This window comes from uncultured Tateyamaria sp. (genome assembly GCF_947497045.1).
Classification (GTDB): domain Bacteria; phylum Pseudomonadota; class Alphaproteobacteria; order Rhodobacterales; family Rhodobacteraceae; genus Tateyamaria.
This window is the reverse complement of record NZ_CANMEU010000002.1, coordinates 462,697-487,438: the sequence shown is the minus strand read 5'-3', so window position 1 is coordinate 487,438 and position 24,742 is coordinate 462,697. Positions and strand designations below refer to the sequence as shown.

The following is a 24,742-nucleotide window of genomic DNA, read 5'->3' as shown; positions in this document are numbered from 1 at the left end:
GCGAGAGTACATCCATGTCCCCCACCATTCTGATCGCCAGCTTTGTATTCCTGATTGTGATCAGTGTGTTGGCCGCACCCCGCCGCGCGACGGTCGAGGGCTTTTTTGTGGGCCGTGCCGGGGTGCAGGCACCGGGATTGTGGGTGTTGGTCCTGAGCCAGGTCACCACATGGATTTTTGCGCGCAGTCTGATGAACGCGGCCATTTTGGGCTATTTCTACGGGATTGCGGGCACGTTGGCCTATGCGGCCTATTACGGCAGTTTCCTGACGGGTGGTTTTATCGTGACCCGCTTGCGCGCCGGTGGGGCAGGGTCGGTTCAGGACTGGCTGGGTGCGCGCTTTGGCATGATCGGGACGGGTACATATAACGTGGTGATCGGGCTGCGCCTGCTGTCCGAAGTCTTTTCCAATCTGCTGGTCGTCGGTTTGATCGCAGGTGCCGTGATTGCGGGCAGTGCGACCTATGCCATTGTGTTGGTGGCCATTGTCGGCCTTTCCTATGCGGCGTGGGGCGGCTTGAGTGCGGCCCTGCGCACGGATGTCATGCAGATGGCGGTGTTTCTGATCGTGTTTGTGGTCGCCTTCGTGTTTTTGATCCTCAGCCCCGGTTTTTCATGGGGTGCGGTGCTGAGCGCGCCGGGCACGGCGGGGGCCTATAACGGATGGGTTTTGCTGGTGGTCGCGCTGTTGCAGGTGTTTTCCTATCCGGCCCATGACCCCGTGATGATGGATCGCGGGTTTCTGGCGGATGAGGCCACGACCCGGCGATCATTTGTGCACGCGTTCTGGCTGTCCACCTTGTGTATCATTGGATTTGGCTTTTTCGGGATACAGGCCAGCCTTGTGGGCGCAGAATATGAAGGTGAGTTGATCGGCACATGGGCGGGGATGTTCCCGCCGTGGGTCTTTGCATTGCTGATGGTGTCATTGTTGGTCTCGGCCATGTCGACGCTGGATTCGGCACTGGCCTCGGCCGCCCGATTGGTGGTCGAAGAACTGCGCGCAGCGCCCCGTTCGCTCGCAGGCGGGCGGGCCGTGATGGGGGTGTTCATGGCGCTTGGGGCGGCGCTGACGCTTTGGGGCAATGCGACGCTGTTTGACGCGGTGGCGGTCAGCGGTACGGCTTCGATGTTTCTGACGCCCGTGCTGATTGTGGGCCTCGTGATGGGGCGTGCGGTGCCGGTCTGGTCTTATGGGGTCGCGTTCGGGGCTGCGATCCTTGGGGCCTTCGCCTATTTCGCGCGCGGTTGGCCAAGCATTGCCGCGCTGCTGCCCGAGGGACATAAATACGAGCAGCTGCTGGTGATCTGCGTCATGGTTTTTTTGGTTGGATTTGCGGCAGTGCTTGCGGGCGCGCGCCGTGCCTGATACCTCCCGACTGTTTTGATCGGGAATTGACGTGACGTGACTGCCCCTCGGCTTGAAATTCGCAATCTGGTCCGCAGTTTCGGAGGACGCCGCGTGGTCGATGGCGTCAGCCTGACCATTCAGCCGGGGCAGGTGACCTGTCTGCTTGGCCCGTCGGGATGCGGCAAGTCCACCACATTGCGTATGATCGCCGGGGTTGAGATGCAGGATTCGGGCGAGATTTACGTCGATGGTGCGTTGATCTGTGACACACGGTTCCGCGTCCCCCCCGAGCGGCGCGAGATCGGGCTGATGTTTCAGGACTTTGCGCTGTTTCCGCATCTGAGCGTGGCTGGTAACATCGCCTATGGGCTGAGCGGATCGAAGGCTGAAAAGCGCGCCCGGGTCGAGGAAATGCTGGACCGGGTGCGCATGTCGCGCTTTATCGACGCCTTTCCACATCAGCTGTCGGGCGGGGAACAGCAGCGCATTGCGCTTGCGCGCGCGCTTGCACCGCGCCCCCGGATTATGCTGATGGACGAGCCGTTTTCGGGTCTTGATAACCGCCTGCGCGATGGCATTCGCGACGAAACCCTCGCGATCCTCAAGGAAGAGGATACCGGGGTCTTGCTGGTCACGCATGAACCGGATGAGGCGATGCGCATGGCGGATGAAATCGCGCTGATGCGCGATGGGGTGATCGTGCAGCGTGGCGCGCCCTATAATGTCTACACGCGCCCCGTCGATCGCGCCTCAGTCGCGTTTTTCAGTGACGCCAATCGGTTGTGCTCCGTGGTTCAAGGCGCGCTGGCGATGACCCCCTTTGGCCGTTTTCTGGCCCCCGGCCTGCCGGATGGGACGCGCGTGGACATTGTGTTTCGTCCCCAACACGTCAAGATCGACTTTGACCGTGCAGGGGTCGGGCCCGGACCCACCCCGACCGAAGGCACCGCTGCGCGTGCCCATGTGATCCGCGCGCGGTTCATGGGCAACGAGAGCCTGATTGAGTTCCGCATGGATGACACCGGAGCTGTTATCAAATCCACAGTGCCCGGCGTGTTTTTGCCCCCTGCGGACACGGTGATGTGGCTGCGCATCCGGCGCGACAAATGTTTCGTTTTTGAAAGTGGAGAGGCCCCATGAGTGGACCAATGATTGTGGAATTCGGGTTCGGGACGTCGCTGCGGCGGGGCAGTTACACGCAAGCCGCTGCGCGCGCAGTCAGGGCGGCTCTGTGGCGCAATTCGATCAATCTGGCTGAATATATGGGCGTATCCAAAGAGGATATGGTGATTGAGGTGCGCATTGGATGCGCCCGGCCCGATCAGGTGGATGTCTCTGTTCTGGCTGAGGTTTTTCCTTATGGGGCCACATCCTTTGTGGTCGAAAAGGGTGGTCTGGATGTGGTGCGCCCCGAAGGTGTGGGCAATCCGACGGTGATGGCGCAAGCCGCGCTGATCGTGTCGGTGGAGGGCGCGGCATGAGCGGGCAGCGGTTGATCATTGAGATGGCCCAAGGCGTTGATCTGCACGGGCGCGACGACACCAAAGCGGCGCGACGTGCGGTCGAGCAGGCGTTGCAGGGCGCGTCCCTGCCGATCTTTAGGACGCTGGATGTGGAGCGTGATACCATGCGCGTCGTCGTCCATGTCGGCGTGCCACGGCCCGAAGCGGTCGATGTGGCGGTGATCGCCGGGCTCTTGCCCTATGGATCGGTTGAGGTCGTCGTGGAAAAGGGCGGTTTGGATGTTCCGGTCGCAGGCGAGGTGCATGTGATGGCCGTGGCCGCGCTTGAGGTGTTTTTGCCTGTGCGCTGATCGCCGGGCGGCTCTGTTTGCTGGCGCAAAAGCGCCCGCCCGCCGACCCCCGTGGTGGTTACAAATTCGGATCGTAATCGCTCAGCCGTTTGCCGGGTTCATCCACGAACATCTGCGGCAACGCTTCGGCAGATTGAATAAGATCGACCCGGAACACGCGAAAATCATTGCGTAATTCACACCATGACGTGAGCGTCCAGACCCGCCCCCAATATTCCATATGCAGCGGGCGGATGGTGCGTGTGGTGATCCGGTCGCCTTTGGAGTGATAGGTGAGGCGCAGCTTTTGCCGTGCCCGGATGGCCGCCCGCAGCGTCGGCATCTGGGCGAAGCCGCGCACCGCATCGGCAAAGGGATAGACCGCGAATTTCCATTTGTCCGCGTCGGCGACCGTGCGTTCGGGCAGTACCGCGTCGATTTTGTCCGCGAGACTTGTGGCGGCGGCTTTCAGGTCGTCATCCGCAGCCTGGGCGACGATGGCCATGCCGAGGTTCAGCGCCTCAAGTTCCTGGGCCGTCAGCGTCAACGGGGGCAGGCTGATCGCTTCGGTGATCATATAGCCGACGCCGCGTTCGCCCTGCACGGGTACGCCGGAGGCCACAAGCGTGTCCATGTCGCGATAAATCGTGCGCACCGACACCTCAAGCGCCTCCGCCATGTCCTGCGCGCGGTGCAATTGCCCGTCGCGCAGGATCTGGATGATGTCAAAAAGGCGGTCGGTGCGGCGCATGTCAGTCCGGACGCAAGTGAACGACTGCGTGGCGCATGACCATGTCCGCAGGCTCAATCAACGCCATGAACGGGCCGGCCTCGGGGCGTTCGAACATGGCCTTTGCAGCAGCATCAGCCGCAGTCCGGCTGGTCCATGTGATGTGATCGGTCCACAGCCCGTCCGCATCACAGCTGAGCGTGCGGGCGATCATGTCACCGGTGCCGGTCAGGAATGGCATCAACCCCTGAGCCGTTTTCACAAAGGCGGCTGTGTCAGTGTCTGGTTTCAAGCGGAACGTCACGATTTCAGCGGTGGTGGTCATTGAGATATCCCTCATCAAAGTTGCGATGGGGTGGGTATGGCAGAGTCCAACTGACATTAACCTGTCAGTTGAATCCACGCCAGCCCAAATTTATCGGTCAGCATACGGGTTTCGCGCGGTTTGCCTGCCGCAATGGGTTTGCGCGCGCGGCACTTGCCCCTAAAACGGAGCGCGACTGGCGGCATGACCGCTGCACGAAAATGGAGAAGATTTCATGTTGAACAATATTGGACTTCCGGGCCTGCTGCTAATTGCGGTTGTGGTTCTGGTTCTGTTTGGCCGTGGCAAGATTTCGAGCCTGATGGGCGAAGTCGGCAAAGGCATCACCAGCTTCAAAAAAGGTGTGAGCGAAGGCAATGACGAGCTGGAGGCCGCGAAGGTCGAAGAGGCCAAGGACATCACGCCTGAGGCGACGGATACGGACGTCAAAACGGACCTGAACGTCGAAAAAGACAAGGTTTAACAGATGTTTGACCTCGGCTGGACCGAGTTATTGGTCATTGGGATCGTGGCGTTGATCGTGATCGGGCCCAAGGATCTGCCGATGGTGTTCCGACAGGTGGGCCGGTTTGTGGGCAAGGCCCGTGGCATGGCGCGCGAGTTTTCGTCAGCCATGAACCAGGCGGCGGACGAATCCGGCGTGCGTGACTTGCAGAAAACGATCAAGACAGCGACCAACCCGGTCGGGTCTGCCATGGACGGGGTCAAGGATGCGGCGCGCGATGTGACGTCCTCACTCAGCAATCTTGATCCCGAAAGCGAGACGGGCAAGATGGCCGCGGAACGTGCTGAAAATGCGCGTAAAATTCAGGCCGCCACCGCCCGTGCGCAGGCCGAGCGCAAGGCCAAGGAGGCCGCAGCCGCCCTCAAGAAGGCCGAAGAGCTGGAGGCCGCCGCGCCGCCCGCCGCAGACCCTGCGAAAGACACCTGAGCCATGAGCGATACCCAAGACGTCGACGCCTCCACGGCCCCCCTGATCGAGCATCTGGCCGAGTTGCGCACCCGGCTGATCCGCTCGGTCATGGCGTTCATCGTCGGCATCGTGCTGGCCTTCACCGTGGCCGAACCGATCCTGCAATTCCTGCTCGAACCGATCGAGGCGACGCTGCGCGAGTTGGGTGATCCGTCACCCACGATGCAATACACCAGCCCGCAGGAATACCTGTTCACGCTGTTTCGCATTTCGATGGTGTTTGGCTTTGCGCTCGCCTTTCCGGTGATTGGCTATCAGATGTGGCGCTTTGTGGCACCGGGGCTGTACCGGCAGGAGAAAAATGCGTTTTTGCCGTTTCTGATCGCCTCACCGGTGATGTTCATCCTGGGCGCGTCGTTCGCGCATTTCGTGGTGACACCGCTCGCGATGGCCTTCTTCCTTGGGTTCGCCGATGTGCCCTCGATCATTGCGGACCTCATGGGCAGCTTTGTTGGCACTGGCGCGACCCCGTTGCCACCCGATGGTGGCTTGTCTGAAATCAGCGGCATTGCCCCTGTGACGGAGGATGGCATTCGCATTACCTTCTTCGGAAAGGTCAACGAAAGCCTTGATATTACACTCAAATTCATCATGGCCTTTGGGTTGTGTTTCCAGTTGCCCGTGCTGCTGACGCTGATGGGCAAGGCGGGTTTGGTCAGTTCCGAGGGTTTGGGCAATGTGCGCAAATACGCGATGGTTGGCATTCTGGTGCTGGCCGCGTTGGTCACGCCGCCTGATGTCATCACCCAAGGCATCCTGTTCACCGTGGTCTATGGCCTTTACGAAATTTCGATCTTCCTTGTGCGCAGTGTCGAAAAGAAACGCGATGCCAAGCTGCGCGCCGAAGGCTATTTCGATGATGAGGACGAAGACGACCTTGGCGATCTGCCCGAGGACTCGCCCAAGTGATTGACGACCCCATGGACCGCATCGCCGCCGCGCTCGAGCGGATGGCCCCCGCGCCGATGCCCGTGCCGGATTTTGATGCAGCGCGCGCCTTTGTGTGGCAAACGGGCCCCGACCGATTGGTGCCTGTGCCGGATGTTGCCCGCATACCGCTTGATCTGCTGGTCGGGGTTGACCGGGCGCGCGATACGTTGCTGGCCAACACACGCCAGTTTGCCAAGGGCTTGCCTGCGAACAACGCGTTGCTCTGGGGATCGCGTGGTATGGGAAAATCGAGCCTTGTCAAGGCGGTACATGGCGCGCTTGAAGCTGAATATCCCACCCTCAAGATCGTTGAACTGCACCGCGAGGACCTGCCAAGTGTGGGCCGTTTGCTGAATATGCTGCGCGAAGGCAGGCACGCGCAGTTTATCCTTTATTGCGATGATCTGTCCTTTAGCCATGACGATCAGCACTACAAATCCCTCAAGGCGGTGCTGGATGGCGGGATCGAGGGGCGGCCTGACAATGTAATCCTGTATGCCACGTCCAACAGGCGCCACCTGATGCCGCGCGACATGATCGAAAACGAGCGGGGCAGCGCGATCAACCCCTCCGAAGCGGTCGAGGAGAAGGTGTCGCTGTCGGATCGGTTTGGCTTGTGGCTGGGCTTTCACGCCTGCGATCAGGACCAGTATCTGGCGATGATCCGGGGCTATTGTGCCGCTTACGGTGTCGAGATTGACGACGATACGCTCTGGGCCGAGGCGATTGAGTGGCAAGCCACCCGTGGGTCCCGTTCGGGGCGGGTGGCGTGGCAGTATTTCTGTGACCTTGCAGGGCGGAGAGGCGTCGCCCTTTAAGCGGCCAGCAGCTTCGCCTCATACCCACGCAGGCAGGGCGCAACCATCGGCCCATACGTCGCGATATCGGGAAACAGGCGTTCGATTTCCGCACGCGCTGCGTCGTTGACGGCCCCCATGGCCACAGCGCCGGGATAGAGTGTTTCGCTCCAGACCCCATGCGCCTGCACCACCTGATGCTGGTCCAGAAGGATATGACAATAGGTGACCCGCCCGCCGACCTTACGATAGACGCCGTCCATGTTCAGCAGATCGACTGCGCGCACAAGCACCTGATCCTGTCCATAGAACAATTCGGCCCGCCAGTCGTCCAACAGGATCGCGTGTTGCGGAGAGACCACCAGATCGCGGTCGTTGCCGAGCGTCCCGGCAGTGATGACGATGGGGGCGAGTGCATCGTTGGCGGCCACCGTGGTGCTGCCCGCCCAAAGGATGGGGCGCGGGCCGTCAGATGCGGTCAGGACCAGATCGCCAGGCGCAAGGTCTTCGATCCGCACCGGCCCATCGGGCGTTTCGATACATGTGCCAGTGGTAAAGCACACCACTTGCGCGCCAAGGCCAAGGTGGGGCGTGCTGTCATCGTTTTCGACGATGGCCCCGGTGGTGAGGTCGGTATTGGGGGGCGGCATGCCATCGGGAAAAACCAGAAAGTAACCGTTTTCGCCCGCGTCCTGCACGTCGTTGTCATTGTTGAGGTCCACGTCAATGACGCCAATGCGCCATGTGGTCGTGCCGTCCGTCACCTCGAAGGTGTAGTCCCAGATGATCTGGCGCTCGACGCCGTCGACCACCGCGGTCTGTTCCCACGTGCCGCCAATGCGGTCGTTTACATCGACGAATTCATTGGTGTCGCCGTCACCGTTGAACAGGGTTGCCCCATCATTCTCCTCGACCACAAAATAGGTGGTGTTGCCCGAGTAGCTCCACGTGCCATTGGGCGCAAAGGCGTAGTCGACGGGTGCGCCGTCAATCGTGGTCTGCGTGCCCCGCAGAGCAAAGGTGTAGGCGTAGAAAACGGCCATAACGTGAAACCAATCCAAACTCTTTCGTTGGATTGTTTCTGAATGCGCAACAGGGCGTAGATGGGGCCGTACGGTGCCGTTTGAGCTAAATCAAAGGTCATTTTTAGGCAAATGCGGCGGATCTGCACGTCAGAGTAGGCATCCGGCCACAGTTGCCCCGGAACTGCCTTATTGCAGGTAGGGGCCGGGGTTCACGCTGTCAAAGCCGTCGCGAACCTCGAAATGCACATATGCGTCCTCATCATTGGTCCGCAATTTGGCGATGGGTTGGCCGCGTTTGACGGCATCGCCCTTGGATACGCTCACATCGGCTACATTGGCATAGACGGTCAGCAGGTTGTCCGGGTGGCGGACCACGACGATGGGCACGCCGTCCGCACTTTTGGTGATGGCCGCGACGGTGCCGTCGGTGGCGGCGTTGACAGGGGTGCCGGGGGCGGCCTTGATGTCGATGCCCTCGTTGCGACCCTTGGCGTAGTCGCGGATGATGCTGCCCTGTACGGGGAATGCCATGTCCGAGGTTTGTGCGGGCGCGGTTGTTGTGCCCACATCCGCGACAGGTTTGGCCGGGTCCGGCGTGGCGGCGGGTGGATTGGCGGTATCATCTTCGGGCAGGGGCTGCGCGGCACTTGGGGGCAGTGGTGTGGGTGACCCGGTGCCGGGCGCTGTTGTGTCACTATCGCGGGCGGGGGCGGCTGCGCGGGCCACGGGGATCAACAGGAACTGCCCTTCGCGCACGGCAAAGTCGGCGCCAAGCCCATTCCATTCGGCCAGCGACTTGGCCGGGACCTGATAAAGCCGCGCGATGGTAAACGCGGTCTCGCCCCGTTCAACCCGGTGGCGGATCGGCTCCTGACCCGTTTGGGGCAGGGGCGTTGTGGCCACGCCGGGGGCCGCAGGGGTGGGGGCTGCATTGTCAATGGCGGACCCGGCAAGGGTGGTCACATCGACCGCGCCGGGCTGGATCGGTCCTGTGCCGATGGCCCCTGTCGCCGGAGAGGGCTCGCTGACGCGGCGGGGCAGGGCGATCACTTCGCCGGTCCGCAAGGGCACATCCGGTGACACCCCGTTAAAGCGCCCAAGTTCGGCCGGGGGCAGGCCCACCCGGTTTGCCACATCCGCCAGCGTGTCACCGCGCCGCGCCACCGCCACCTGATAGTTGGGATAGGAGATCACACCTCGATCATCCGCCTGAGGCCGCGACGTTGTTGCATTGCGCACCGCCTCGCGGGTGTTGAACCCGCCATCCGGGCCGCGCAGGTCGAAATCAAGCGGTGTGTCACAGGCGGCCAGCAGCGCAAGCCCCCCGCAGGTAGCCATCAACAGCGCGCCACGGCGTGCGGGGAAATATCGGGTCATCTGCATCGTCCTCTGCCGGGCCCCTCGTAGGCGGGGGCGTTACCGGTTTGGCCCTGTTCTACACCAGTTTTATTCTTTGCCCAAGCCCTCGAGCAGCGGGACAAAGCGGACATCGCGCAATTCGTCATACTCAAGCCCTGTCGCGGTCTTGTGGACCCGGATCAGGCTTTGCACCGCGTCTGACTGACCCACGGGCAGCACCATGATCCCGCCCTCTTTGAGTTGGGCCAGCAGGGGGCCGGGGGGGTCTTCGGCAGCGGCTGTGACGATGATCCGATCAAAGGGGGCCTGATCGGGTAACCCGTGCGAGCCGTCGCCCGTGATGGCGGTGATCGTATGCAAATCAAGGTCTTCGAAGATCGCGCGCGCCTCGCGCACCAGCCGCCGGTGCCGGTCGATCGTATAGACCCGGCGCGCCAGTTTGGCGAGGATCGCGGCCTGATAGCCGGACCCGGTCCCGATTTCGAGCACCTTGTCGCGTGGCGTGATTTGCAGGGCCTGTGTCATCAACCCCACAACCGAGGGCTGGCTGATCGTCTGCCCGCAGGCAATCGGCAGCGGCATATCCTCATAGGCGCGATCCGCGAAAAGCCCACGTACAAAGGGCCCCCGGTCGATTTCTTCCATTGCGCCGAGCACCCGTTTGTCCGTCACCCCGCGCGAGCGCAGCGCGTAGAGGAACTGCATTTTGCGTGTGGCAAGGTCGGGCTCGCTCATGTGGTGATGCCGGGCAATTGGGTGAGCATGTCATGCGCTGTCAGATCCGCGCGCATCGGCGTGACAGAGACGTAGCCGTCAAGGTTGACCTCTGCATCTGTGCCGGGTGCGGTTTGAACCTGTTGATTGCCGCCCTTGATCCACAGATAGTCGCGGCCTGTGGGCGAGGTCGCCGCCTCGGTGTGAAAGCCCGTGCCGGGGCGCAGTCCCTGGGGCACCAGCTTGATGCCTTTGACGTCTGCGGCCGCGACGGGCGGCACGTTGACATTGTAAAACAGTTGATACCCCGGTTGGACCAGTGGGGTGGCGGCAATAATCCGCTCAACCACCGCTTTACCATGGGCAGCAGAGGCCTCGAACGGGTCCGGGAGGGCCCGGTTCGCAGGCCCAAAATATTGCGACAGCCCGATCGAGAGCACGCCCTGAAGCGCCCCTTCGATGGCCGCCCCGAGCGTGCCGGAATACAGCGCGTTTTCGGCAGAGTTGTTCCCGCGGTTCACCCCCGACAGGATCAGGTCTGGTGGCGTGTCGAGCACCTGGTGCAATCCGGCCAGAACGCAATCTGCCGGGCTGCCTTCGACAGCAAAGCGGGTTGGCCCGATCTCCTGGATCATAAAGGGGCGGGCGTAGCTGATGCAGTGGCCGACGCCCGATTGTTCAAAGGCGGGCGCGACAGTCCACACGGCCCCATCCGGGCCTGCAAGGTCATGGGCGATCTTGTCCAGCACCGCCAGTCCGGGTGCCGAAATACCGTCGTCATTTGTGATGAGAATGCGCATGTGCTGCCCCTTTGTCCCTTAGTAGGGCAGCGGCGGTGTGCGGGGCAACTGCGGGAGCCTCTCGGATGGACTTTTTTGGAAGACAGGCAAGCGAGCGTTGCGTGCAGGTTACGCCCGCTGCGCGATGTAGCCATAAGAGACCCGCGAGGGCGGGCCGCTGGTGAAGGGATGCGCGCTGATTGCGGTGAACCCGGCGGCCTTTAGCATGGCGTGGGCTTTATCGGGGGTATAGGCTGCATTGCCCCACCGCCAGCGCACCAGCGCCGTACACCAGTGCGGCTTGGAGATCGCCATGATCAGCGTACCGTCCGGGCGCAATCGGTCGCGCAGCCACGTGAGGGCGGCATGGGGGTCGTCGAGATGTTCAATGACATGCGCGCACAGCACGATGTCCTGGGGCGGCACGTGTGGCACCTCGTCCCCCACGCCAATGGTGAGCACTTGTGTCGCGGGCAGTCTGGTGGCCGCGACCTGCAACATGGCGCGCGAGATATCCGTCAGGGTGAGCGTTGCGGGTGTGCCATGCGCGTCGATCCAGGCCTGCGCAAATGCGCCGGTGCCTGTGCCCGCATCCAGCACCTTTGGCGGTGTGGCGGGTGAGGGTGCGTTGCGCATCAACTGGGCGTAGGCGTTGATAAATCCCAGTTTGGAAATCCCGTCCTGCCAGCCGGTGGCGGCAGCGTCATAGATCGCTTGCAACGCGCCTGACTGGGCAGCGCTGCGGGGGCGATCAAAGCGGGGCAGAAGGCGCAACATGTCCCATTGGGCCACGCTTGCGTGGTGTGATCAACCGTTGAATTCCGCCAGAATGCGGTCCGCTTCGATTTTGGGGTCGGTCAGGGCCGCGCGGTCTTCGCCCGGATGGAAGCGGGCGCGGGTGGCCGTGGGCATCGGGTGGGGCGTCGCGATATGGACACGCGGCCCGGTTTTGACCGTTTCGGCCTGCCAACTGCGCGCCAGCGCGATCTGCGCGGCCTTGGTGGCCCCGTAGCTGCCATAAAACGGCGCGCCCGAGGTCGTGTCATCAAAGAATAGCGCAGCACCGTCCGTGCCCAAAAGGGGTGCCATATAGGTGATCAGCGTCGCGGTAGCGGTCATGTTGGCGTTCACCGACTTGGCCATATCCTTGGCATCGATCATGCCCGCCGGCGCAAGCGGGGCGGCATGGATGGCGGCGTGGACCCATAGATCAAGGCGGCCCCACCGGTCATAGATCCCGCGGCACAGTGTCTGCATCGCGGCCTCGTTGGTGATGTCCATGGGCGCAAGTGTCGCCGCGCCGCCAAGTGCCTTGATCTGGTCATCCAGTTCTTCGAGGGCACCTGTGGTCTTGGCCACAGCGATGATGTGATGGGTGGGGGCAAGGGCCAGTGCCAACGCGGCCCCAAGGCCCCGTGACGCACCCGTGATAAGAGCGGTTTTGGTCATGCACGCGTCTTGCCCTGTGCGGCAAGGGGCGTCAAGCGGCGCTGGCGGTGGACGTGTCCCGGGGCATTTCGAACTGGCGCGTTCCGGTCCGCGTGCCGAGGATCACTGCACTGTCCGAAATTGCGACCACCGTGCCCTGACGCAACCTGGTTCCGGTGCTCACATGCACGATGTCCCCATTGGCGGTCCGCAGCAGGGCGCGCCGCGCCTCGACCGGGCCCACGATCCCGATCAGGTGCATTTGGCGCAAGGGCAGCGCATTGCTTTGAGTGGCCGCAGTGGCGGTGGTTGCGTTGGTTGTATCGCGCATGAGAGCCTCGGGTCATCATCAGTCGAGGCGGGCGCTATCACGCGGGTTTTGGGACGAAAATCCGCTTTTCCGTGATTTGAGCGCAGCTTTGCCGATGACGCATGGGCAACCGGCATCTGAATGCCTAGGCGGTCTGACGTTTCGTCAGGTGGTAGGTGAACGTGAGGTGCGCAAGTTGTCGCACGGCATCCGTGGGCAAGTCCGTGTCCAGATCAAAGCCCAGACTGCGCCGCCCGTCATTGTGGAACGCGCAAGGAAAGCGGGCGGCCATCTGATCGGCCAGATCGGTTTTGCAATCCACATAGGCCATCAGGCGGTCAGGTGCAGCGCGGGACCAATCCAGCCGCAGCGTGGACCCGGTGCGCGGCTTGCGGGGCCGCCATGCGGGCTGCCCCCATTTCAGTGACTCCTCAAGGGGGCCGATATCTGCCTGCGCCGCCACGTCAAGAAACAGCGCGCGCATCGCGCCAAAGTGGTGCTGCGCGGTATCTGGCCATCCGGCGATGAGGGTCAGTTGACCGGGGTGCATGTGGGTCATGCGGGCAGGCTAGCCCGCTGTGCTGTCAGGTATCGGCAGCAGGTGTGGTGGTGCAGCGCGCGCGCAACATGGCGATATTGGCGGTGCCAACGCCCGTCCATGCGGTCAGCACTTCGGGGTGGCAGGTGGGGTCAATCTCTTGCAGGGCGATCTGCGCATCCACGATCACCACATTGCGCCGCTTTGGATGGAAAAACGGCCATGACCCATAGAAGTCCCACTCCGTGCTTTGGGTGATGGACACGCCTTGCGCCCCGAGCGTGGCGATGTCGTCGGACACGCCAAGCGCCTCCAGATGCGGGTCTGTGACGGGGGCTGCACTGTCAACAAAGATCAAGAATGCCTCGGCCTGGTCGGCCACGGGCCTGTCGTCGCGAATGGCACCGCTTATGTCAAAAAGCTCCGCCCAAGGGGCGAACGTCTCACCGGACCCATCGGACAGGGCGACACCCCACGTTTTCTCAAGATAAATTGCCGCGACGGGTTTGCCTGTCAGTGTGGTGCGCCAGGTCGAGTGGGGCGCGTAGGCTTCGATCATCGCGAGGCCAACTGACCATAACCACACCCCTGCAACGAGGATGACAGTCGCGATGGCCGGACCTTTGATCGACATGCGGCCCTATTCCGCCGCTTTCATCTCGAACCCTTTTTCGATCATGTCCGCAGGCTCGACCGGGTACTCGCCCGAAAAACACGCATCGCAATATTGCGGGCTTGAGGCGTCGCGCCCCTTTGCCTCGCCCACGGCGCGATAAAGCCCGTCGAGCGAGATGAACTTGAGGCTGTCGACGCCCAGATGTTGGGTCATTTCGGCCTCGGACATGGTCGCGGCCAGCAGCTTTTCGCGTTGCGGTGTGTCCACGCCGTAAAAACAGGGCCATGCGGTCGGGGGTGAGGCGATGCGGAAATGGACCTCGGCAGCGCCCGCGTCCAGGATCATCTCCTTGATCTTGCGCGAGGTCGTGCCGCGCACCACGCTGTCATCTACGAGGATCACGCGTTTGCCCCGGATCAGGGCCCGGTTCACGTTCAGTTTCAGGCGGACACCCATGTTGCGGATGCTCTCGGACGGTTCGATGAAGGTGCGGCCCATGTACTGATTGCGGATGATCCCCATCGCATAAGGGATGCCCGATTCCAGCGAATAACCGATGGCGGCAGGTGTGCCGCTGTCGGGAACGGGGCAGACCAGATCGGCCTCGACCGGCGCCTCCTTGGCCAGTTCGCGCCCGATGTTTTCGCGAGTCTCATAGACCGAGCGACCCCCGAGAATACTGTCGGGGCGGCTGAAATAAACATGTTCAAAGATGCAGAACCGGGATTTCTTGGGCCGGAAGGGGTGGCGGCTTTCGATGCCTTGTTCGGTGATCACCACCATCTCGCCCGGTTCGATCTCGCGGACGAACTCGGCCCCGATGATATCCAGCGCGCAGGTCTCGGAGCTGAGCACATAGCCGGTTTCCAGCTTGCCCAGCACCAGTGGGCGCACGCCAAGCGGGTCGCGCACGCCGATCAGTTTGGTGCGGGTCATGGCGACGACGGAAAACGCGCCCTCAACCCGGCGTAGCGCATCCTCCATCCGCTCAGGGATGTTGCGTTGCAGGGACCGCGCCATGAGGTGGATGATGCACTCGCTGTCAGAAGAGGACTGAAAGATCGAACCGCGTTCGATCAACTCGCGGCGCAGCGCATCGGCATTGGTGATGTTGCCGTTATGGGCAATCGCGGCCCCGCCCATGGCAAACTCGCCAAAGAACGGCTGTACGTCGCGGATGGCCGTCTGACCTTTGGACCCGGCGGTGGAGTAACGCACATGTCCGATCGACAGGGCACCGGGCAGAGTCTCCATGACCTTTTGCGAGGTGAAGTTGTCGCGCACATAGCCAAAGCGGCGCGCCGAGTTGAAGCCGTGATCGGGGTCGTATGATACGATCCCGCCCGCCTCCTGGCCCCGGTGTTGCAGGGCGTGCAGGCCGAGGGCCACAAAGTTGGCTGCATCCATGGTGCCAAGGACGCCAAAGATCCCGCACTCTTCTTTCAATTTGTCATCATCGAAGGGATGGGCAGGGGGCATCAGCGCGTCAGCGTCAAAGTCGGACAAGGGGCAGCTCCGAATCCAGTGCGGGTTGAGGCGGGGTGTACCAAGCGGGGCACGCCCTGTCACGACGCGATAACGTGTTGTGATGATGACTTTGCGTCTTGTGTTGCCGCACCGATACGAAAGAGACGGATGTGGGCCGCGTCCCTATTCGCCGCAATTGCCCACAAGGGTTTCGTATTGGGTTGTGATCCAGCCAAGCGCCTGTTCGGGGTTCTGATCTTCGATCTGGCCGGTAAAGCGGCCAAAGACAGCCGCGGACCGGCTTTCGTCCACAATCGTGAACTCCTGACCTGTGATCACGGTGTCATAGACAAAGAACGCAATCGCAACCAGCAAGACGCCGCGTGCGACCCCAAACAGGAACCCGAGCCCCTGATCAAGTCCCCCAAGAGCCGAGCGTTGGACGAGGGACGAAAATAGCGGGGTAAACAGCGACACCACGATCAGCGCGAGGGCAAAGACGAGCGCGAAAGCCCCGATAATGCTCAGCTCGCAACTGTCGGCGATGAATTCGCCCACAACCGGGATCTCGCGCACCAGCGGTTCGACCCGTGGCGCAAACAGAAAGGCGAGGATGGCAGCGGCGATCCAGCCTGCGATGGCCATGGCTTCGCGCACCAATCCGCGCCCATAGGCCAAAAGGGCCGACAGGATAATGACCACGGCGACTCCGCCGTCAATGATAGTGAACCCTTCCATGGTCCTTGTCCTTCTTACTGCCCTTGTCGCCGCTATCCTGCGCCGAACACTTCGCCCACGAAACCTGTCAGATCGCTCATCTGGTTCAGTGCCATGCCTTGAACGCCAGGGGCTTTACCCCCTTTTGGCGCGATTGCGCTGGTGAAACCAAGTTTTTGTGCTTCTTTCAACCTATTTTCGGTCTGGGGGGCAGGGCGCAGGGCCCCTGACAGGCTGATTTCCCCGAAAACAACGGTGTCGGCGGGCAATGCACTATCCTCGCGTGCACTGAGCAGGGCCGCGGCCACGGCCAGATCGGCGGCGGGTTCGTTGATCTTCATGCCCCCGGCCACGTTCAGGTAGACATCCAGGCCCGCAAAAGGAATGCCGCAGCGCGCTTCGAGCACGGCGAGGATCATCGCAAGTCGTCCACCGTCCCAGCCTACGACCGTGCGCCGGGCTTGGGAATGGGGCGAGGGGGCGACGAGCGCCTGCAATTCGCACAACACGGGCCGCGTGCCTTCGATCCCGGCAAAGACGACCGATCCGGGTGAGGGCGTGCCACGTTCGGACAGAAACAGGGCCGAGGGATTGGTCACTTCGGCCAGACCCGCGCCCGTCATTTCGAATACTCCGATTTCGTCGGCGGGGCCAAAGCGGTTCTTGACCGCGCGCAGGATGCGGAACTGGTGGCCGCGCTCGCCCTCGAAATACAGCACGGTGTCGACCATGTGTTCGACGACGCGGGGGCCTGCGATCTGCCCTTCCTTGGTGACGTGGCCCACCAGCACGACACTGATGCCCTTGCGTTTGGCGAATGTGGTCAGTTCATGCGCGGCGGCGCGGACCTGACTGACCGAACCGGGCGCGCTGTCCACGGTATCGAGCCACATGGTCTGGATCGAGTCGATGATGGCAAGGCCGGGGGCTTCGGCTTCCAGAGTGGTGAGGATGTTGCGCAGGTTGGTGTCAGCGGCGAGTTGCACGGGTGCGTCATCCAGCCCGAGGCGTTGGGCGCGCATGCGCACCTGTGCGCTGGCCTCTTCCCCGCTGACATAGATCGTCTTCATGCCCGCCTTGGCGAAATGCGCCGCCGCCTGAAGCAGGAGGGTCGATTTGCCGATGCCCGGATCACCGCCCACGAGGATCGCCGAGGCGGGGACAAGGCCACCGCCCAACACGCGGTCCAGTTCGGTCATTCTGGACTGGGTGCGAGGGGGTGGCGTTTCCTTGGCGCGCAAATCGGTCAGGGTGACGCCCGTGCCGCGTTTTGCGCCAAGCGCCTTGGCCCCGGGGCCGGTGGACAGCCCAGCATCTTCGGTGATGGTGTTCCATTCGCCGCACCCATCGCAGCGCCCGGACCATTTGGTAAAGGACGACCCGCAAGCCGAACAGGAATAGGTGGGGTTTTTAGCCATGGCCGAGGGTGTGCCAGCGCAGGGCGGGGGGGTAAAGCCCTATTCTTGACCCTACTCTGCGCCCTGTTCCAGCCGCGTGGGCAGCTTGGTGATCTTGGCCGTCGTGGCCAGTTTGGGTGTGGGCGTGTTCAACTCGGGCAACATGGTTTCCAACTCGTCCAGCAAACGCTCCATCTGAGTGCGGGCCACGGCCTCGTCCAACTCGATCCGGTTGATCCACAGCGAGAATTCGGACTGGATTGCGGTGGCATGGGCCAGCCGCTCGTTAAAGCGGTCGACCTCGAACTGGCGTTCCTTGATGAAAGACCGGGCGCGTTCGACCCGATCATCCGAGAACGCTTCGGCCAGATCGCGGCTGACATGGGACATCTTGGCCGCAAGTTCCAGCACCTCGGGTTCCAGCTGGGCCAGATCGGGGTGGTCGCGCATATGCATCATCCGGTCGCGCATTTCGTCAAAGGCGTCGTTGATGCGAAACGCGCCCTGCCGGTCAGCGGTGTGGGCCAGATGATAGGCGCGAGTCACATCATCAAGGCTGATGTCAAAGCGGCGATGTGAAGTTTCAAGTTGCAGGATGCGCCAGTTGGACGGCAGGAAGAAACACAAGGTGAGCGCAAAGACGGTCAGTCCGACCTGGGCGTAAAGGCCCGCATTCGCGACACTTTGCCCGTTCCATTGAACTGCAAGGTCCACCCAAGGCCAGATGCCCGCGGCTGCAAGTCCGGTGCTGATCAGCAAAACCAAGGCAAGAGCAGCAAACAGGATGAGCGAGATACGCTGCATGAAGACGGTCAGAACCTGACCAAAAAATCGTAACTTTTCCATAAGCCTTCCCCCCAGAAGACGTGACTTGGATCAGCTTACAGGGCTAAGATCCTGTGCAGCAACGATTATTTATATGAATTTACGCGGGCGGTGGCGACAAAGGGCTTTGGATCAGGGAATTGTTTCTGATTTTGGATCAATCGCGCGGGCTTTTGTGCGTCGATCTGTGCGCCAACTGACCCAAAGCGAGGTCAGGATGCAGGCGGTGAACAGGTACAGCCCCCATGCGGTTTCAAGCCGGCCCACCCCGATTCCCTTGGCCAGCGTGATGTAGAGCGCGATCAGGAAGATGTCTGCCATGGCAAGCTTGCCAAGGATGCTCAGCACAGGCGTGAGACGCGGGCTGAGCAGGTCCCAGTGGATCAGTGCCAGCCCGATGGTTTTTAGCAGCGGGGCCACAAGTGCAAAGAGGGTGACGATCAGCGCGAGGATCACATCGGTTTTCCACAGGGATTGCAGGCCGGTGATGACGGAGATTTCCTTGAGATTGAACAGCGGCAGCAGACCGGCGCGCATCAGCGGCGCAAACCACGACAGCGGAAAAAGAACAAGAAGGCAGAGGTTTATCCAGCGGTGCATATCTACTCTTGATGGGGGCGGGATGGGACTGTTTGGCCCCTGAACGGGCCCAAATGCGCCCACCCGCCGCCCCTCTATCTGACGGCCTCGATTGGTCCTGTGGCGCGTCCATGGATGAATTGATCGAGATAGGGATCGCCTGCGCTGTCCATCTCGCTGACCGGGCCTGTCCAGCGGATCTTGCCAGCATGCAGCATCGCCACATGGTCCGCAATCGTGCGCACGCTGCTCATGTCGTGGGTGATTGTCATGGTGGTCGCTCCCATTTCATGCACGATTTCGCGGATCAGGTCGTTGATGACCCCGGCCATGATTGGATCAAGCCCGGTGGTGGGTTCGTCGAAAAAGATGATCTCGGGGTCGGCGGCGATGGCGCGCGCCAGTCCGACGCGCTTTTGCATGCCGCCGGAGAGTTCTGCCGGAAGCCGATCGGCCACATCCGGGGTCAGACCGACCCGTCGCAGTTTTTCGATGGCGATGTCGCGTGCCTCGTCGCGTGGTTTGGCAAGGCTGCCGCGCAGCAGCCTGAACGCGACGTTTTGCCAGACGGGCAGGGAGTCAAAGAGTGCGGCCCCTTGAAACAGCATCCCGAAACGCGCCAGAAATGCGTCGCGGTCGGTTTGCGTGACGTCTGTGCCGTCCACCGTGATTGTACCTGCATCGGGGCTCACAAGCCCCAGCACGGATTTGATCGCGACCGACTTGCCCGTCCCTGATCCGCCGATGATGACCATGGATGTGCCTTTGGCCACGTGCAGGTTCACGCCCCGCAGGACGTGGTTGGTGCCGAATGCTTTGTGCACGTTGTCCAGTGTGATCATCGGTTCGCGCTCGCTGCGGGGGCGGGATTCGAGTTTATTTGGCAAGATGAAGAGGGGGATCGGGGTCGGGTCATAATGAAAAGAACACCCCCGTCAGGACAAAATTGGCGGCGAGGATCAGCACCGCTGCGGCCTCGACCGAGCCTTTGGTGGCACGCCCGACGCCTTGTGCACCGCGCCCCGAGTTCATGCCGAAGTAGCATCCCATCAGCGCCGCGATACAGCCGAACACCGCCCCTTTGGCGAGGCTTGAGGTGATGTCGCGCAGTTGCAGGAAATCGACTGTGTTCTGGATGTAGGCGGCGGCGTTGAACCCGAGTGTGCCCGTGGCCACCGCATAGCCGCCGAAGATGCCGATGATGTCCCCGACGCCCACAAGCAAGGGCACCACCAGCGTGGCGGCCACCACCCGCGGTGCGGTCAGGTATTTCATGGGATGTGTGGACAGGGTCACCAGCGCGTCGATCTGTTCGGTCACTTTCATCGTCGCGATTTCGGCAGCGATGGAGGACGTGACCCGTGCCGCGATCATCAGCCCCACAAGGACTGGGCCTAGTTCGCGCACCATCCCGATAGCGACGATCTGTGGCACGACCGCTTCGGCGTTGAACCGCGCGCCACCTGCGTAGATTTGCAGCGCCAGCGCGCCGCCGGTGAAGATCGCCGTCAGCCCGACGACCGGCAGGGACAGCCATCCGATGTTCAGAAGGGCCAGCCCGAACTCGCGCGGGTAGAAGGGGGGTGTCAGCGCATGGCGCAAGGTCGCAATCCCGAACAGGCTGACCCGCCCGATGGCGGCCAGCATGCCAAGCACCAGGTGCCCAATCGCGGCCAGAATCCTCATTCGGCGTAGGTCCGGTGGTACCGCTGGCCGAGGGATGTCAGGATTTCATAGCCGATGGTGCCTGCGGCCTCGGCCACCATGTCCACGGTTTGACGGGCACCCAACAATTGCAGCGTGTCCGGGTCATGCCCCAGATCGGTCACATCGGCGGTGATCAGGTCCATCGACACACGGCCCACAACCGGGCAGGGGGTCGCGTCCGCAAAAAGCGTTGCATGTGCCCCCATCGCGCGGATCAGCCCATCGGCATATCCCCCTGACACGGTGGCAATGCGCGCATCGCGCGGTGCCTGCCAGACGTTGCCGTAGCCCACGGTTTCACCCTTGGTGACATCGCGCACCTGAATGACCGGCAGATCGAGGCTGACCACGGGGGCGGCCCCCTCGAACGGCAACCCGCCATAAAGGCCCACGCCGGGGCGGGTCATGTCGAAATGGTAGGCTCCGCCCATCAGCGTCCCCCCCGTGGCCGCCAGCGAGCGTGGTGCATCAAGCCCGTCGGTCATCGCGTGAAATTCCGAGAGTTGATGTGCATTCATCGGGTGGTCAGGGTCGTCCGCGCAGGCCAGATGCGACATGATCAGCTGCGGCCCCTGGGCGATGGCGATATCGCGCACCGCAGACCATTCCGGCGGCTCCATCCCCAGACGGTTCATGCCTGTATCAAGCTGGATGCCAAAGGGTGCGCCCGGCAGCGCCTCCACATGGCGCAGCATCTGATCGACGGAGTTGAGCAGTGGGGTCAGCGCAGCCTCGCCCATGAGGCGCGTGTCCCCGGCCATATGTCCCGAAAAAATATAGATCGCGGGGCCTTGTCCCAAAGCGGCGCGCAGGATGGCCCCCTCATCTGCGGTGGCCACGAAAAAGCTGCGCACCCCCGCGCGCGCCAGGGCCCGCCCGGCGACAGGTGCCCCGATGCCGTAGCCGTTGGCCTTGACCACGGCCCCTGTTTCCCCCTCTGACAGCGCGTCCAGCGCTTGCCAGTTGCGCACCAAGGCGCCCAGATCAATTGTCAGCGTCGCAGAAGTCATGGGCGCGGTTTTGACAGGCAACGTCGCGGGGGGAAAGGGGAAAAAGGGAAATGTCAGCACGTCAGGCGCTGCGGTAGCAACCAGTCAGGGCAGCACAAAGAGGTCGCGGTTACGCTCCCAGATCTGTTCGCCGATCAGGCAGTCATAGCGACGGGTCTGCGCGCGATAGATCCGTTCGGGCCCACCTGCGATTTCAAGAACCAGTTTGCGCCGCACCGCATCCTCAAAGGCGGTCCAGGTGTAGACCGGCACCACAAAGGCCCCGGTGCCGCCGATCACGCAGGCGGTGTAATAGGCGTCGAGATCAGGGATGTTCCAGCGCGAGGTCAGATCATCACTTTGGGTCATGAGGGGCAGGCCGTTGATGGTGATCCCTTGGGCCAGGACCGTATCGCGTGCTGCCGTGACCGGGGGCCCCATATTGTTGGGCCCATCGCCCGAGACATCGATCACCCGGCGCAACCCGTCAAAGGCGTTGTCCTGGATGGAACCTGCCGCAAAAGCCAGTGCGCCGGAGATCGAGGTGCGGCGCAGCGCATCGCTGTAATTGGCGGTGATCTGCGTGGCGACACGGGCGGCATCCTGCGGTGTGGCGATCACTGTCCATGGCACGATTGTACGCTGATCATAGGCCCCGGCCCATTCCACATAGGTCAGTGCGACCCGGCCCAACAGGCCCGAAGCGATGGCCCCTGTAACCTCGTCCGAGGTCAGGGCCGCCGCATATCCGCGCCGCTGAATTTCCAACTCGAAAGGCTGCATGGAGCGGGAGACATCGACCGCCAGAAACAGCTCGATATCGACTTCTACCCGGTTTTGGGCAGACATCGGGCTGGCCCAGATCGTCAATAACAAGAGTAAGGCACGCATGAAACCAAAGGGCCGCACATTGGCGGCCCTGTCCAATCAAAACTGCGTAGAGCAAGCCTGGGGTGGTCTGGTGATTAGAATTCGCGCGTGCCGTCGCCGCCGTTTTGCCAGGGCTGCACAAGGTTGCCAAAGCGGGTGAAGCGCCCTTCAAAGGACAGATCGACCGTGCCGATGGGGCCGTGGCGCTGCTTGCCGATGATCACCTCGGCGCGGCCGTGCAGGCGCTCCATCTCGGCCTGCCATGTCGCCATCGCCTCAAGCTGGTCATCGCCGGGTTTTTCCCGTTCTTTGTAATACTCTTCGCGGAATACGAACATGACCACATCCGCGTCCTGCTCGATCGAGCCTGATTCCCGCAAGTCTGACAGCTGGGGGCGTTTGTCTTCGCGGTTTTCAACCTGACGGGACAGCTGGGACAGGGCCACAACGGGGATGTTCAGTTCCTTGGCGATGGCTTTCAGGCCCATGGAAATCTCGCCGATCTCCTGTACCCGGTTTTCGGCGACACCGCGCACAAGCTGGAGGTAATCCACGATCAGCACATCGAGCCCATGGGTCCGTTTCAGGCGGCGGGCGCGGGCGGCAAGCTGGGCAATCGGGATCGCGGGCGTGTCGTCGATATAGAGCGGGCAGGCCTCGAGCTCCTTGGCGGCGTCCACAAAGCGGCGGAATTCCGTTTCGGTCATATCGCCGCGCCGGATCTGTTCGCTTGGCACTTCGGAGGCTTCCGACAGGATGCGCGCGGCAAGCTGTTCGGCGCTCATCTCGAGCGAGTAGAAGCCGACGACGCCGCCCTCGATTGCACCCTCGGACCCGTCGGGTTTCACGCCGCGCTTATAGGCCTTGGCGATGTTGAAGGCGATGTTCGTCGCCAATGACGTCTTGCCCATCGATGGACGCCCCGCAAGGATCAGCAAGTCAGAGGGGTGCAGCCCCCCCAGCTTTTTGTCCATGTCGATCAGACCGGTCGAGATGCCGGCCAGCCCGCCTTCGCGCTGATAGGCCGCGTTTGCGACATTAACCGCGTCCGTTACCGCCTTGAGAAAGCTCTGAAATCCACCCTCTGAGGTGCCTTGTTCGGCCAGTTTGTAAAGCGCCTGTTCGGCTTCAACGATCTGTTCCTTGGGTTCGTTGGCCACATCGACCTTGGCCGCCTTGGCCGAGATGTCGCGGCCCAGAATGATCAGATCGCGGCGCACGGCCAGATCATAGATCATCTGGGCATAGTCGCGCACCGCAAAGGCACTGATCGCCGCGCCCGCGAGACGGGCAAGATAGGCGGGGCCGCCCAGTTCCTTGAGGCCCTCGTCATCTTCCATGAACGATTTGAGGGTCACCGGGCTGGCGAGGTTGTTCTTGGCAATCCGTGCGGCGGAAATTTCGAAGATGCGGGCGTGGACGGGATCGTAGAAATGCTGTGGATTGATGATTGCCGCGACGCGGTCATAGATGTCGTTATTGGTCAGGATCGCGCCCAAAAGCTGCTGCTCTGCCTCGATGGAATGGGGCATCGTGTCGGCATCCTGGACGGCGACTCCGGTTGGATTGATTGCTGCGATTTCGTTCATGCCTGACCCCGTTGTCCCGTGTGTCGATCCCCGGTGTCGTCTTAGCGGAGGGGCGCGCGGAGGTGCAAATTGTATAAGTCTGGGGAAAACGTGTGGACGCCCCGTGCGCCACTACATATTGGCGCAGGTAAGGTGCGCGCGTCAATATAAAGTGGGTGCGCTCGCGAGGGCGCGCGCAGAAATCAGCTGCGCGCCGCTTGCCAGCCGCGTGGATCGTTCAGAAATTCCTCAACACCGCTCAGGGTTGCAGAATCAAAGGCCCCACTCGCGTGAGCCTCGGCCAAAACGTCCCACCATGTGCACAGGGCGTGCAAGGTGACCCCGTGATCCCCAAGTGTCTTATCGGTTTCGGAGAAGATGCCGTAGTTGAAGATCACGGCCGTGTGGGCGCAAGTCGCACCGGTGTCGCGTATCGCATCCACAAAGGACAGTTTCGAGCCGCCATCGGTGGTCAGATCCTCGACCAGCAGCACGCGCTGGCCTTCGCGCATGTCGCCTTCGATCCGGGCGTTCTTGCCGTAACCTTTTGGCTTTTTGCGCACATATGTCATGGGCAGCGCCATGCGTTCGGCCACGAATGCGGCAAATGGAATGCCTGCGGTCTCGCCACCGGCGATGTTGTCGAACGCTTCGAACCCTGCGTCGCGCATGACGGTTACGGTCAGGAAATCCATCAGCGTGGTGCGGATGCGCGGATGCGAGATCAGCTTGCGGCAATCAATATAGGTCGGGCTTGGCAGGCCCGAGGCCAGCGTGAACGGCTCGGCCGCGTTGAAGTGGACGGCCTTGATTTCGAGCAGCATCCGGGCGGTCAGGCGCGCCATCTCTTCGGGGGTTGGGTGGCTTGTCGGGATCATATGCGTGACTTTCGAATGGTGCGCCGGGTGTGGGGTGGGGAGCCTCCGGCGGGAGTTTAGGTGGCAAGATGAAGACA

Annotated in this window: 30 protein-coding genes; 8 read left to right on the top strand and 22 right to left on the bottom strand. The window is 62.1% G+C overall.

Annotated features, from left to right (window positions below):
• Positions 1-14: 14 nt before the first annotated feature.
• Genes Q0859_RS05895 through Q0859_RS05880 form a run of 4 tightly spaced genes read left to right on the top strand, consistent with a single transcriptional unit; the run spans position 15 to position 3,165 of the window.
• Positions 15-1,370: a sodium:proline symporter gene (locus tag Q0859_RS05895; protein WP_299148542.1), complete on the top strand. Its 1,356-nt coding sequence runs from the start codon at positions 15-17 to the stop codon at positions 1,368-1,370.
• A gap of 36 nt (positions 1,371-1,406) precedes the next feature.
• Positions 1,407-2,492 carry an ABC transporter ATP-binding protein gene (locus Q0859_RS05890; protein WP_299148540.1) on the top strand — a complete coding sequence of 362 codons (1,086 nt, stop codon included), beginning with the start codon at positions 1,407-1,409 and terminating at the stop codon, positions 2,490-2,492.
• Positions 2,489-2,833, top strand: a complete 345-nt coding sequence (locus Q0859_RS05885; RefSeq protein ID WP_299148538.1) for a Lin0512 family protein — start codon at positions 2,489-2,491, stop codon at positions 2,831-2,833. The genes Q0859_RS05890 and Q0859_RS05885 overlap by 4 nt, the downstream gene beginning before the upstream one ends.
• A complete protein-coding gene (locus Q0859_RS05880; RefSeq protein WP_299148535.1) occupies positions 2,830-3,165 on the top strand; it encodes a Lin0512 family protein in 336 nt (111 codons plus the stop codon). The genes Q0859_RS05885 and Q0859_RS05880 overlap by 4 nt, the downstream gene beginning before the upstream one ends.
• A 58-nt stretch (positions 3,166-3,223) precedes the next feature.
• On the opposite strand, the gene Q0859_RS05875 is transcribed toward Q0859_RS05880, so the two are convergent.
• Both Q0859_RS05875 and Q0859_RS05870 read right to left on the bottom strand, forming a co-directional pair.
• Positions 3,224-3,895 (bottom strand): YafY family protein, encoded by a 672-nt coding sequence (locus tag Q0859_RS05875; RefSeq protein WP_299148532.1) that lies wholly within the window; start codon positions 3,893-3,895, stop codon positions 3,224-3,226.
• Between the two features lies 1 nt (position 3,896).
• A complete protein-coding gene (locus Q0859_RS05870; protein ID WP_299148531.1) occupies positions 3,897-4,199 on the bottom strand; it encodes a hypothetical protein in 303 nt (100 codons plus the stop codon).
• Positions 4,200-4,413: 214 nt separating this feature from the next.
• Between Q0859_RS05870 and Q0859_RS05865 the strand changes: the two genes are divergently transcribed.
• From Q0859_RS05865 to Q0859_RS05850, 4 genes are read left to right on the top strand one after another with little or no spacing between them, the layout of a single operon-like run.
• Positions 4,414-4,662, top strand: coding sequence for a twin-arginine translocase TatA/TatE family subunit (locus Q0859_RS05865; protein WP_299148529.1), 249 nt, complete (start codon positions 4,414-4,416; stop codon positions 4,660-4,662).
• Positions 4,663-4,665: 3 nt separating this feature from the next.
• On the top strand, positions 4,666-5,130 hold the full coding sequence (gene tatB, locus Q0859_RS05860; RefSeq protein ID WP_299148527.1) for a Sec-independent protein translocase protein TatB: 465 nt from the start codon (positions 4,666-4,668) through the stop codon (positions 5,128-5,130).
• Between the two features lie 3 nt (positions 5,131-5,133).
• Positions 5,134-6,081: a twin-arginine translocase subunit TatC gene (locus tag Q0859_RS05855; RefSeq protein ID WP_299148526.1), complete on the top strand. Its 948-nt coding sequence runs from the start codon at positions 5,134-5,136 to the stop codon at positions 6,079-6,081.
• Positions 6,078-6,920 (top strand): ATP-binding protein, encoded by an 843-nt coding sequence (locus Q0859_RS05850; RefSeq protein ID WP_299148524.1) that lies wholly within the window; start codon positions 6,078-6,080, stop codon positions 6,918-6,920. Before Q0859_RS05855 ends, Q0859_RS05850 begins: the two co-directional genes overlap by 4 nt.
• On the opposite strand, the gene Q0859_RS05845 is transcribed toward Q0859_RS05850, so the two are convergent.
• The 20 genes from Q0859_RS05845 to Q0859_RS05750 all read right to left on the bottom strand — a co-directional run bounded on the left by Q0859_RS05845 (position 6,917) and on the right by Q0859_RS05750 (position 24,665).
• Positions 6,917-7,942, bottom strand: a complete 1,026-nt coding sequence (locus Q0859_RS05845; RefSeq protein ID WP_299148522.1) for a Hint domain-containing protein — start codon at positions 7,940-7,942, stop codon at positions 6,917-6,919. The two genes, Q0859_RS05850 and Q0859_RS05845, sit on opposite strands and share 4 nt — an antisense overlap.
• Positions 7,943-8,110: 168 nt before the next feature.
• Entirely contained in the window at positions 8,111-9,301 is a 1,191-nt protein-coding gene (locus tag Q0859_RS05840; RefSeq protein WP_299148520.1) for a peptidoglycan DD-metalloendopeptidase family protein, read from the bottom strand.
• A 69-nt stretch (positions 9,302-9,370) separates the two neighbouring features.
• On the bottom strand, positions 9,371-10,018 hold the full coding sequence (locus tag Q0859_RS05835) for a protein-L-isoaspartate(D-aspartate) O-methyltransferase (protein ID WP_299148518.1): 648 nt from the start codon (positions 10,016-10,018) through the stop codon (positions 9,371-9,373).
• On the bottom strand, positions 10,015-10,797 hold the full coding sequence (gene surE / locus Q0859_RS05830) for a 5'/3'-nucleotidase SurE (RefSeq protein WP_299148516.1): 783 nt from the start codon (positions 10,795-10,797) through the stop codon (positions 10,015-10,017). Before surE ends, Q0859_RS05835 begins: the two co-directional genes overlap by 4 nt.
• A 108-nt stretch (positions 10,798-10,905) precedes the next feature.
• A complete protein-coding gene (locus tag Q0859_RS05825; RefSeq protein ID WP_299148514.1) occupies positions 10,906-11,568 on the bottom strand; it encodes a methyltransferase domain-containing protein in 663 nt (220 codons plus the stop codon).
• Positions 11,569-11,583: 15 nt separating this feature from the next.
• Positions 11,584-12,225: an SDR family NAD(P)-dependent oxidoreductase gene (locus tag Q0859_RS05820; RefSeq protein ID WP_299148512.1), complete on the bottom strand. Its 642-nt coding sequence runs from the start codon at positions 12,223-12,225 to the stop codon at positions 11,584-11,586.
• 31 nt (positions 12,226-12,256) lie between these two features.
• On the bottom strand, positions 12,257-12,535 hold the full coding sequence (locus Q0859_RS05815; protein WP_299148510.1) for a hypothetical protein: 279 nt from the start codon (positions 12,533-12,535) through the stop codon (positions 12,257-12,259).
• Between the two features lie 124 nt (positions 12,536-12,659).
• Positions 12,660-13,073 (bottom strand): hypothetical protein, encoded by a 414-nt coding sequence (locus Q0859_RS05810; protein ID WP_299148508.1) that lies wholly within the window; start codon positions 13,071-13,073, stop codon positions 12,660-12,662.
• A 25-nt stretch (positions 13,074-13,098) separates the two neighbouring features.
• On the bottom strand, positions 13,099-13,686 hold the full coding sequence (locus Q0859_RS05805) for a hypothetical protein (protein ID WP_299148506.1): 588 nt from the start codon (positions 13,684-13,686) through the stop codon (positions 13,099-13,101).
• A gap of 6 nt (positions 13,687-13,692) precedes the next feature.
• The gene (gene purF / locus Q0859_RS05800) at positions 13,693-15,147 is read right to left on the bottom strand and encodes an amidophosphoribosyltransferase (RefSeq protein ID WP_299148942.1); all 1,455 of its coding nucleotides are present in this window, start codon (positions 15,145-15,147) and stop codon (positions 13,693-13,695) included.
• A 171-nt stretch (positions 15,148-15,318) separates the two neighbouring features.
• Positions 15,319-15,873 (bottom strand): CvpA family protein, encoded by a 555-nt coding sequence (locus Q0859_RS05795; protein ID WP_299148504.1) that lies wholly within the window; start codon positions 15,871-15,873, stop codon positions 15,319-15,321.
• 32 nt (positions 15,874-15,905) lie between these two features.
• Positions 15,906-17,270 carry a DNA repair protein RadA gene (radA, locus tag Q0859_RS05790; protein WP_299148503.1) on the bottom strand — a complete coding sequence of 455 codons (1,365 nt, stop codon included), beginning with the start codon at positions 17,268-17,270 and terminating at the stop codon, positions 15,906-15,908.
• Positions 17,271-17,321: 51 nt separating this feature from the next.
• Positions 17,322-18,095: a DNA repair protein gene (locus Q0859_RS05785; RefSeq protein WP_299148500.1), complete on the bottom strand. Its 774-nt coding sequence runs from the start codon at positions 18,093-18,095 to the stop codon at positions 17,322-17,324.
• Between the two features lie 111 nt (positions 18,096-18,206).
• Positions 18,207-18,674, bottom strand: a complete 468-nt coding sequence (locus Q0859_RS05780; RefSeq protein WP_299148499.1) for a paraquat-inducible protein A — start codon at positions 18,672-18,674, stop codon at positions 18,207-18,209.
• 74 nt (positions 18,675-18,748) lie between these two features.
• Positions 18,749-19,495 carry an ATP-binding cassette domain-containing protein gene (locus tag Q0859_RS05775; protein WP_299148940.1) on the bottom strand — a complete coding sequence of 249 codons (747 nt, stop codon included), beginning with the start codon at positions 19,493-19,495 and terminating at the stop codon, positions 18,749-18,751.
• A 70-nt stretch (positions 19,496-19,565) separates the two neighbouring features.
• A complete protein-coding gene (locus Q0859_RS05770) occupies positions 19,566-20,339 on the bottom strand; it encodes an ABC transporter permease (RefSeq protein ID WP_299148497.1) in 774 nt (257 codons plus the stop codon).
• Positions 20,336-21,370, bottom strand: a complete 1,035-nt coding sequence (alr, locus tag Q0859_RS05765; RefSeq protein WP_299148495.1) for an alanine racemase — start codon at positions 21,368-21,370, stop codon at positions 20,336-20,338. Before alr ends, Q0859_RS05770 begins: the two co-directional genes overlap by 4 nt.
• 84 nt (positions 21,371-21,454) lie before the next feature.
• Positions 21,455-22,240, bottom strand: coding sequence for a DUF1194 domain-containing protein (locus tag Q0859_RS05760; RefSeq protein WP_299148493.1), 786 nt, complete (start codon positions 22,238-22,240; stop codon positions 21,455-21,457).
• A gap of 74 nt (positions 22,241-22,314) precedes the next feature.
• The gene (locus tag Q0859_RS05755) at positions 22,315-23,808 is read right to left on the bottom strand and encodes a replicative DNA helicase (RefSeq protein ID WP_299148491.1); all 1,494 of its coding nucleotides are present in this window, start codon (positions 23,806-23,808) and stop codon (positions 22,315-22,317) included.
• A 182-nt stretch (positions 23,809-23,990) separates the two neighbouring features.
• Positions 23,991-24,665 carry an orotate phosphoribosyltransferase gene (locus Q0859_RS05750; protein WP_299148489.1) on the bottom strand — a complete coding sequence of 225 codons (675 nt, stop codon included), beginning with the start codon at positions 24,663-24,665 and terminating at the stop codon, positions 23,991-23,993.
• Positions 24,666-24,742 lie beyond the last annotated feature (77 nt).

Bases quoted from the DNA above. Each gene is read 5' to 3' on its own strand.
- Q0859_RS05870 (WP_299148531.1), bottom strand. From the start codon at position 4,199: ATGACCACCACCGCTGAAATCGTGACGTTCCGCTTGAAACCAGACACT.
- Q0859_RS05875 (WP_299148532.1), bottom strand. From the start codon at position 3,895: ATGCGCCGCACCGACCGCCTTTTTGACATCATCCAGATCCTGCGCGAC.
- Q0859_RS05780 (WP_299148499.1), bottom strand. From the start codon at position 18,674: ATGCACCGCTGGATAAACCTCTGCCTTCTTGTTCTTTTTCCGCTGTCG.
- Q0859_RS05775 (WP_299148940.1), bottom strand. From the start codon at position 19,495: ATGATCACACTGGACAACGTGCACAAAGCATTCGGCACCAACCACGTC.
- Q0859_RS05795 (WP_299148504.1), bottom strand. From the start codon at position 15,873: ATGGAAGGGTTCACTATCATTGACGGCGGAGTCGCCGTGGTCATTATC.
- Q0859_RS05820 (WP_299148512.1), bottom strand. From the start codon at position 12,225: ATGACCAAAACCGCTCTTATCACGGGTGCGTCACGGGGCCTTGGGGCC.
- Q0859_RS05805 (WP_299148506.1), bottom strand. From the start codon at position 13,686: ATGTCGATCAAAGGTCCGGCCATCGCGACTGTCATCCTCGTTGCAGGG.
- tatB (WP_299148527.1), top strand. From the start codon at position 4,666: ATGTTTGACCTCGGCTGGACCGAGTTATTGGTCATTGGGATCGTGGCG.
- Q0859_RS05760 (WP_299148493.1), bottom strand. From the start codon at position 22,240: ATGCGTGCCTTACTCTTGTTATTGACGATCTGGGCCAGCCCGATGTCT.
- Q0859_RS05880 (WP_299148535.1), top strand. From the start codon at position 2,830: ATGAGCGGGCAGCGGTTGATCATTGAGATGGCCCAAGGCGTTGATCTG.
- Q0859_RS05755 (WP_299148491.1), bottom strand. From the start codon at position 23,808: ATGAACGAAATCGCAGCAATCAATCCAACCGGAGTCGCCGTCCAGGAT.
- Q0859_RS05895 (WP_299148542.1), top strand. From the start codon at position 15: ATGTCCCCCACCATTCTGATCGCCAGCTTTGTATTCCTGATTGTGATC.
- Q0859_RS05815 (WP_299148510.1), bottom strand. From the start codon at position 12,535: ATGCGCGATACAACCAACGCAACCACCGCCACTGCGGCCACTCAAAGC.
- Q0859_RS05750 (WP_299148489.1), bottom strand. From the start codon at position 24,665: ATGATCCCGACAAGCCACCCAACCCCCGAAGAGATGGCGCGCCTGACC.
- purF (WP_299148942.1), bottom strand. From the start codon at position 15,147: ATGCCCCCTGCCCATCCCTTCGATGATGACAAATTGAAAGAAGAGTGC.
- Q0859_RS05855 (WP_299148526.1), top strand. From the start codon at position 5,134: ATGAGCGATACCCAAGACGTCGACGCCTCCACGGCCCCCCTGATCGAG.
- Q0859_RS05835 (WP_299148518.1), bottom strand. From the start codon at position 10,018: ATGAGCGAGCCCGACCTTGCCACACGCAAAATGCAGTTCCTCTACGCG.
- Q0859_RS05770 (WP_299148497.1), bottom strand. From the start codon at position 20,339: ATGAGGATTCTGGCCGCGATTGGGCACCTGGTGCTTGGCATGCTGGCC.
- alr (WP_299148495.1), bottom strand. From the start codon at position 21,370: ATGACTTCTGCGACGCTGACAATTGATCTGGGCGCCTTGGTGCGCAAC.
- radA (WP_299148503.1), bottom strand. From the start codon at position 17,270: ATGGCTAAAAACCCCACCTATTCCTGTTCGGCTTGCGGGTCGTCCTTT.
- Q0859_RS05865 (WP_299148529.1), top strand. From the start codon at position 4,414: ATGTTGAACAATATTGGACTTCCGGGCCTGCTGCTAATTGCGGTTGTG.
- Q0859_RS05885 (WP_299148538.1), top strand. From the start codon at position 2,489: ATGAGTGGACCAATGATTGTGGAATTCGGGTTCGGGACGTCGCTGCGG.
- Q0859_RS05840 (WP_299148520.1), bottom strand. From the start codon at position 9,301: ATGACCCGATATTTCCCCGCACGCCGTGGCGCGCTGTTGATGGCTACC.
- Q0859_RS05810 (WP_299148508.1), bottom strand. From the start codon at position 13,073: ATGACCCACATGCACCCCGGTCAACTGACCCTCATCGCCGGATGGCCA.
- Q0859_RS05845 (WP_299148522.1), bottom strand. From the start codon at position 7,942: ATGGCCGTTTTCTACGCCTACACCTTTGCTCTGCGGGGCACGCAGACC.
- Q0859_RS05785 (WP_299148500.1), bottom strand. From the start codon at position 18,095: ATGGAAAAGTTACGATTTTTTGGTCAGGTTCTGACCGTCTTCATGCAG.
- surE (WP_299148516.1), bottom strand. From the start codon at position 10,797: ATGCGCATTCTCATCACAAATGACGACGGTATTTCGGCACCCGGACTG.